5 protein-coding genes are annotated in these 6753 nt (G+C 64.4%); 2 read left to right on the top strand and 3 right to left on the bottom strand.

The window, feature by feature from the left end; all coding sequences use genetic code 11:
• Positions 1–779: 779 nt before the first annotated feature.
• Positions 780–1394 carry a plasmid fertility inhibition factor family protein gene (locus tag HV711_RS21935; protein ID WP_013587219.1) on the bottom strand — a complete coding sequence of 205 codons (615 nt, stop codon included), beginning with the start codon at positions 1392–1394 and terminating at the stop codon, positions 780–782.
• An 86-nt stretch (positions 1395–1480) separates the two neighbouring features.
• On the opposite strand from HV711_RS21935, the gene HV711_RS21930 reads away from it, so the two are divergent.
• Positions 1481–2287 (top strand): crotonase/enoyl-CoA hydratase family protein, encoded by an 807-nt coding sequence (locus tag HV711_RS21930; protein ID WP_013587218.1) that lies wholly within the window; start codon positions 1481–1483, stop codon positions 2285–2287.
• A gap of 163 nt (positions 2288–2450) precedes the next feature.
• Positions 2451–3617, top strand: a complete 1167-nt coding sequence (locus HV711_RS21925) for an MFS transporter (RefSeq protein ID WP_013587217.1) — start codon at positions 2451–2453, stop codon at positions 3615–3617.
• 112 nt (positions 3618–3729) lie between these two features.
• On the opposite strand, the gene fahA is transcribed toward HV711_RS21925, so the two are convergent.
• Both fahA and hmgA read right to left on the bottom strand, forming a co-directional pair.
• The gene (gene fahA / locus HV711_RS21920) at positions 3730–5031 is read right to left on the bottom strand and encodes a fumarylacetoacetase (RefSeq protein ID WP_035480101.1); all 1302 of its coding nucleotides are present in this window, start codon (positions 5029–5031) and stop codon (positions 3730–3732) included.
• Positions 5028–6374 (bottom strand): homogentisate 1,2-dioxygenase, encoded by a 1347-nt coding sequence (gene hmgA / locus HV711_RS21915; RefSeq protein ID WP_035480104.1) that lies wholly within the window; start codon positions 6372–6374, stop codon positions 5028–5030. Before hmgA ends, fahA begins: the two co-directional genes overlap by 4 nt.
• Positions 6375–6753: the final 379 nt, after the last annotated feature.

Raw genomic sequence — 6753 nt, 5'->3', positions numbered from 1 at the left:
GCGGTTCTCCTTGGTTCCCTGTTCGGGAGGTTGGTCCTGGAAACCCGATTCTCTCGGATTCCACTGGCGAACCGCCGCCTTCAACCTTCAACTACGCCTGGGACATTGCCGTCGGACTGCTTAGCCTCGCTCGCCGGCGAGACGGGTCAGCGCGCCCACGGTCGATAATGGGAACGAATTAAGATCGAATCGAATAGCCGATTGCAGCGCTCGTCAGTTCGCAATCGAATCCAGCCGAATGATTTTTCTGTAATTTGATGTGGGTCGATTCCGGACATAATCATTCCGCTAAGCGTCGTTAAGCAAAGTGCAGTGCACCGGATTCCGCGCACGACTCAGGAAGCCACGCGCCTGCATTGGGGCCGGTTGATCGCGCGCTTTTTTAAATTAAGTAAATTCAGCGGGTGTGTCAACGCCCTTTTTTCAGGCATTAAACCTTGACTTTCTAATTGATGGACCTAAGTAAAAATCGCTTTGCATGCGGTTTAATCATCTTTTTTAATAGTGATTTTGACGGCTTCGTTCACGCGAATCCCGCTTATCGCCATGACCTGAATTCGCCCATTCGCGCCTTTAAAACGAAACAGCCAAGCGAAACGGCGGTTCCAGTGCAAGGCGATGAAGTGCGCGACCGGCCGTCGACACGAGACGACAAACAAGATCGCGTAGAGGACAGTCGTGGACCCAGCCGCGTGAGAAGCCGGCGCGCCTGGCAACGCGCCGCGCCCCACCGCTCGATCGGGCTTCTCAGTCCCCGGTTTCGCTGAACGCGGCCGCCTTCAAACGCCGCCCGCGTTCAGCAAAACCGGGCGAATCGCCGTGCGCGCGTCGTCCGGCGCGCCGCACATCTCGCGCAGTAAGGCCGCCTCGCGCTCGTGCACTTCCACCGGGAACCAGCGCGCGCCAGCCTCGGCGAGATAGCGCGCGCGATGCTGGCCGTTGCGAAACGCCACCACGCCCTCGCGCTCGATACCGAACCAGCCGAGTACGCCCGGCGCGCGACGCGTCGAGATGGTCACGTACGGCATTTGCGGAATGCGCGGATTGTCCGGATCGAGAAACTCGCGAATGCCGCGCACCTTCCCCGCATGCCACTCGGCGACGGGCTTCAGCACATAGTCGGTGTTGTCGCGATCGGCGCATGCAAGCAGCTTGCGCACGTCGATCAGCACCACCTGGTGCCGCGTGCCGTCGGCGACAAAGACGCGTTTTAACCGCACATGGTCGTACCATGAATGCTGCTGAAGCGGCACGATCCAGACTGTCTCCGCGCAGGCCGGCGCACCCGCGGACGATGAATTCGATAGAGGCAAAGGCAGGCTCGATATGCTGGCCGGGTTTCGCCAGCGCGTTAAGAGATCGCTAACGCTACGAGTCGATTGTGAAAGAAGCATGTCAAGCCACGGTATTAACTGCTCTGCATGAGCGCTGCACAACCGCCCGACTCAACGGGCGGACGCGGACCTTCAAGGACACGACGATGACAGACACCCGAAATTTCAACGAATATGTGCGCATCGAGGCTAACTACGATAACGGCGTAGCAACGATCGTGCTTGAGCGTGCCGAGCGTCGTAATGCCGTCGACCGCCATGTCGCCGACGCGCTCGGCGCCGCCTTCCAATGCTTCGAAACGGAGCCGGCTTGGCGCGCCGCCGTGCTGTTCGGCGCGGGCGGCACCTTCTGCGCGGGGGCAGACCTGAGCGCGCTCGCCGACGAAACGCGCCGCAACGAAATCCACGCGGACGGCAGCGGCCCCGGACCCATGGGCCCAACGCGCATGAATCTCACCAAGCCGGTCGTGGCGGCAATTGCAGGCTATGCGGTCGCTGGCGGCCTGGAACTCGCGGCGATGTGCGACCTGCGTGTCGTCGAAGAAGATGCGGTGCTCGGCGTGTTTTGCCGCCGCGTCGGCATTCCGTTGATCGATGGCGGGACGATTCGTCTGCCGCGGCTGATCGGCGTGTCGCGCGCGCTCGATCTCATACTCACCGGCCGCGCCGTCAGCGCGCAGGAAGCGCTCGATTTCGGGCTCGCCAACCGGATCGTGCCCAAGGGCGGTGCGCGGGCCGGCGCGGAGCAACTCGCAGCCGAACTGGCCGCGTTCCCGCAGGCCGCGCTGCTGGCCGACCGCCGCTCGGTTCTCGAAAACAGCATGCTGGACGATTTCGCCGAGGCACTGCGGCGCGAAGGCGCCGGCGGATACCGGGCGGTCGTGGACGAAGGTATCGCAGGCGCCGCCCGCTTTGCACAAGGCGCGGGACGGCACGGCAAAACGCGCGGCTAAAAACAACACCCGCGAACAACAGCCGCACCGCCGGCAGCACTATCGTTTCGACTTAGGTAGAATCCCTGACTGTTTTGCTCACGCACGGCGCCCGCGCTCTCGCCCCGAAAACGCGCGCCGGCCGCGCGACGCCTTGCGCCGCGCCGATTCACAGTCCGTCGCCATGCCTTTGCCCCTGCTTGCTCTTGCCGTCGCCGCCTTTGGCATCGGCACCACCGAATTCGTCATCATGGGGCTCTTGCCCAACGTCGCCCGCGACCTGTCCGTCTCGATCCCGGCGGCCGGCATGCTGGTCTCGGCGTATGCGCTCGGCGTGACCATCGGCGCGCCCATCGTCGCAATCGCGGTTGCCAACATGCCGCGCAAAAAAGCGCTGATGAGCCTGATCGGCGTGTTCATCGTCGGCAATCTGCTGTGCGCGCTCGCGCCCGGCTATGCCGTGCTAATGGCCGCGCGCATCGTCACCGCGTTCTGCCATGGCGCGTTTTTCGGCATCGGTTCCGTGGTGGCAGCCGGGCTCGTCGCGCCGAACCGCCGCGCGCAGGCCATCGCGCTGATGTTCACCGGCCTCACGCTCGCCAATGTATTGGGCGTGCCGCTCGGCACGGCGCTCGGCCAGGCAGCCGGCTGGCGCGCGACCTTCTGGGCGGTGACGGGCATCGGCATTGCCGCGGCCGTCGCGCTCGCCGTTTGCCTGCCGGCGAAGATCGAAATGCAGAAGGCGAGCCTCGTGCGCGAATTCAGCGTGCTGAAGAATCCGCAGGTGCTAATGGTGCTCGGCATCAGCGTGCTGGCGTCGGCCAGCCTGTTCTCCACTTTCACGTACATCACGCCGATTCTCGAAGACGTGACCGGCTTTACGCCGCACGCCGTCACGCTCGTGCTGCTGCTGTTCGGGCTTGGACTGACGGTGGGCAGCACGCTTGGCGGCAAGCTCGCCGACTGGCGCCTGATGCCCTCGCTGGTGGCGTTCCTGCTCGCGATCGTCGTGATACTGACGATTTTCGCCGGCACCATGCACGCTGAAATTCCGGCAATGATCACGATTTTCGCGTGGGGCGTTCTCGCCTTTGCAATCGTGCCGCCGCTGCAGATGCTGATCGTCGACCGTGCGAGTCACGCGCCCAATCTCGCGTCGACGCTGAATCAGGGCGCGTTCAACCTCGGCAATGCGACGGGCGCATGGCTCGGCGGTATGGCAATCGGCGCGGGCGCGCCGTTGACGATGCTGCCGTGGGTCGGCGTGGCGACGTCGATTGGCGCGCTGCTGCTGACGCTGTGGTCGGTGTCCATCGACCGGCGCGCGCAGCGGGTGGCGATGGCAGGCTAAACGCCGCTGCCGAGCGGCTTAAGGCTCAAGGCGGGCGGCTCAAGGGCGGGGGGGGCCGGGGGCCCGCGGCGCCGACCGGCTTCGCGCGACGACCGGCGCCCTCCCTCGGCGCTCAGTTCCGCGCCGGCAAGATTTCCCCGACGCACGCGCCGAAGCCCACGCGATACCCCTCGCCCTGGCACCAGCCGGCCAATGTCAATTCATCGCCGTCTTCGATGAAACTGCGCGTGCCGCCCTCTTTCAGCTCCAGGGGCTTCTTGCCGTTCCACGTCAGTTCGAGCAGGCTGCCGTAGGAATCGTCGGTCGGACCGCTGATCGTGCCGGAGCCCATCAGATCGCCCACGCGCGTGTTGCAGCCCGCCACCGTGTGATGCGCGAGTTGCTGCGCCATCGTCCAGTACATGTATTTGAAGTTGGTCCGCGCAATGGTGGTCGCCTGTTTTGCACCGTGCGGCCGCAGCGTGACTTCGAGCGCGATGTCGAATGCATGGTCGCCCGCGTGCCGCAGATACTCGAGCGGCTGCGGCTCCTGCACCGGCTGCGCGACGCGAAAAGGCCCGAGCGCGTCGAGCGTGACGATCCACGGCGAGATGGTCGTCGCAAAGCCCTTCGAATTGAACGGCCCGAGCGGCACGTATTCCCACTGCTGGATGTCGCGCGCGCTCCAGTCGTTCAGCAACACCATGCCGAAGATGTGCGCTTCGGCATCGGCGCACGCAATCGGCTCGCCCAACGCGTTGCCGCCGCCGATCACAAAGCCCGTCTCCAGTTCGATGTCGAGCTTGCGGCAGGCGCCGAACACCGGCCGCTCGTGATCGGGCAGCTTGAGTTGACCGTTGGGTCGACGCACCGGCGTGCCGCTCAGCACGACCGACGACGCGCGCCCGTTGTAGCCGATCGGCATCTCGGACCAGTTCGGCAGCAGTGCGTTCTTCGGATCGCGGAACATGCAGCCGACATTGGTCGCGTGTTCTTTCGACGAGTAAAAATCGGTGTAGCCTGGAATATCTACCGGCAGATGGAGCCGCGCATCGGCTTGGCGCACCAGCGCCTTCGCGCGCAGCGCCGTGTCGTCGCGCAAAGTGGCGGTATCGCGTGACAGCAGCGCGCTCAACTGGATGCGCACGCTGCGCCATGCGTCGCGGCCAAGGGCGATGAAGTCGTTCAGCGTATCGCGTGCAAACACGTCGGCATTCGACGGCACCGTCAGCAGCCCCGCCGCCTGCAATGCGACGAGGTCGACGATTTCATCGCCTATCGCCACGCCTGCGCGGCGCGCCACGTTCGTGCTGTCGCTGAAAATGCCGAACGGCAGGTTCTGGATCGAAAAATCGTTGGCCGGCTGGTTCGCCGACTCGACCCAGCTCTTGCGCGACGGATCGAGCGTTGCCTGAAGATCGCTCACTGCGCTCATCGTTGCTCCGGATTGAAGTGTTTCTTGAGACCCTGCCAGCACTCATAGTAGTGCGCCTGCAACTGCGCGGTTTCGAGCGCGAAACGGGTCGGCTTGATCAGCGTGCGGGTTTCGAACATGAAGGCCATTGTGTCGCCCACCTTGTTCGGCCTGGACGTATCGCTGTGGGACGCTTTCTCGAAGATCTCGGCGTCGGGGCCATGGCCTGACATGCAGTTATGCAGGCTCGCGCCGCCCGGCACGAAGCCCTCGGCCTTGGCGTCGTACACGCCATGCACGAGGCCCATGAACTCGCTCGCCACATTGCGATGGAACCAGGGCGGGCGGAACGTATCTTCCGCGGCGAGCCAGCGCGGCGGGAAGATCACAAAGTCGATCGTATCGACGCCGGGCGTGTCGCTTTGCGATTGCAGCACGAGAAAGATAGACGGATCCGGATGGTCGAAGCTGATCGAGCCGATCGTGTTGAAGCGCCGCAAGTCATATTTGTACGGCGCGTAATTGCCGTGCCACGCCACGACGTCGAGCGGCGAATGGCCGATGTCCGCGCGCCACAGGTTGCCGTTCATCTTCGCGACGAGCTCGAAATCGCCCTCGCGGTCTTCGTACGCGGCATGCGGCGTGAGGAAGTCGCGCGGATTGGCGAGACCGTTGGAGCCGATCGGACCAAGATCCGGCAAGCGCAGCAAGGCGCCGAAGTTTTCGCAGATGTAACCGCGCGCCGCGCCGTCCGGCAGGCTCACTGCAAAGCGCACGCCGCGCGGAATCACCACGATCTCGAACGGCGTCACTTCGAGCCGGCCCATTTCGGTTGCGATGTCGAGGCGGCCTTCCTGCGGCACGATCAGCAATTCGCCGTCCGCGTTGTAGAAGAAGCGGTCCTGCATCGAGCGATTCGCCGCGTACAGGTGGATCGCACAGCCGCTCATCGATTCGGCCGCGCCGTTGCCCGCCATCGTCACCCAGCCGTCGATGAAATCGGTCGGCTCGGCCGGCATCGGTAAAGCGTCCCAGCGCAACTGGTTGGGCGGCGTCGGCGGGACTTCCGCGAAGTTGGCGACGAGCCGCGCGGAGGGCAGCGGCGTGAACGGCTCGTGCACTGCCGCCGGGCGGATGCGGTACAGCCACGAACGCCGGTTATGTCCGCGCGGCGCGGTGAACGCGGTGCCCGACAGTTGCTCCGCATACAAACCATAGGCCGCGCGCTGCGGCGAATTGCGCCCTACGGGCAGCGCGCCCGGCAGAGCCTCCGTCGCGAATTCGTTAGCAAAGCCGGACTGATAGCCAGGCTCGATCTCGAGCCGCGAGCCGGCCGTATCCGGCTGACGTGTTGAGGTGTCCATGCATGGTTCTCCGTTGATGCTCGTTTCGTTGTGCCCGGTTTGTCTCAAGGGGTTGTCTCAAGGGTTTGGCTCACGCGGTTTTTGGTGCGGGCGTGGCTGCGCGGCCGCGTCGGCGCGCCGAGGGGCGGCGGGCGCCTCGCGGCTACGCGAGTCAGCGCCGCACGGCCACCGCCCGCAGCATGCGATTCCCTTCGCGGCACGAGTTCGCCGCTGCCCTGGTCGGTGGCGCATTTACGAATAGTAAAACGAATTACGTTAAGTGAAATTAACGTATACCCTGGAAGCGCGGGCCGTGACGCGCCGCAGCCCGTCCCGGCCCGCTTTGGCGGGATATGGTTATGAGCATTTTGTTCATTTCGCTGCAGCCTGGACTGCTACC

This window comes from Paraburkholderia phenoliruptrix (assembly GCF_902859825.1).
GTDB lineage: Bacteria > Pseudomonadota > Gammaproteobacteria > Burkholderiales > Burkholderiaceae > Paraburkholderia > Paraburkholderia phenoliruptrix.
Note: the sequence above shows the minus strand (reverse complement) of the source record. Positions and strands in the feature narration are given on the sequence as shown.

Bases quoted from the DNA above. Each gene is read 5' to 3' on its own strand.
- hmgA (WP_035480104.1), bottom strand. From the start codon at position 6,374: ATGGACACCTCAACACGTCAGCCGGATACGGCCGGCTCGCGGCTCGAG.
- fahA (WP_035480101.1), bottom strand. From the start codon at position 5,031: ATGAGCGCAGTGAGCGATCTTCAGGCAACGCTCGATCCGTCGCGCAAG.
- HV711_RS21935 (WP_013587219.1), bottom strand. From the start codon at position 1,394: ATGCTTCTTTCACAATCGACTCGTAGCGTTAGCGATCTCTTAACGCGC.
- HV711_RS21925 (WP_013587217.1), top strand. From the start codon at position 2,451: ATGCCTTTGCCCCTGCTTGCTCTTGCCGTCGCCGCCTTTGGCATCGGC.
- HV711_RS21930 (WP_013587218.1), top strand. From the start codon at position 1,481: ATGACAGACACCCGAAATTTCAACGAATATGTGCGCATCGAGGCTAAC.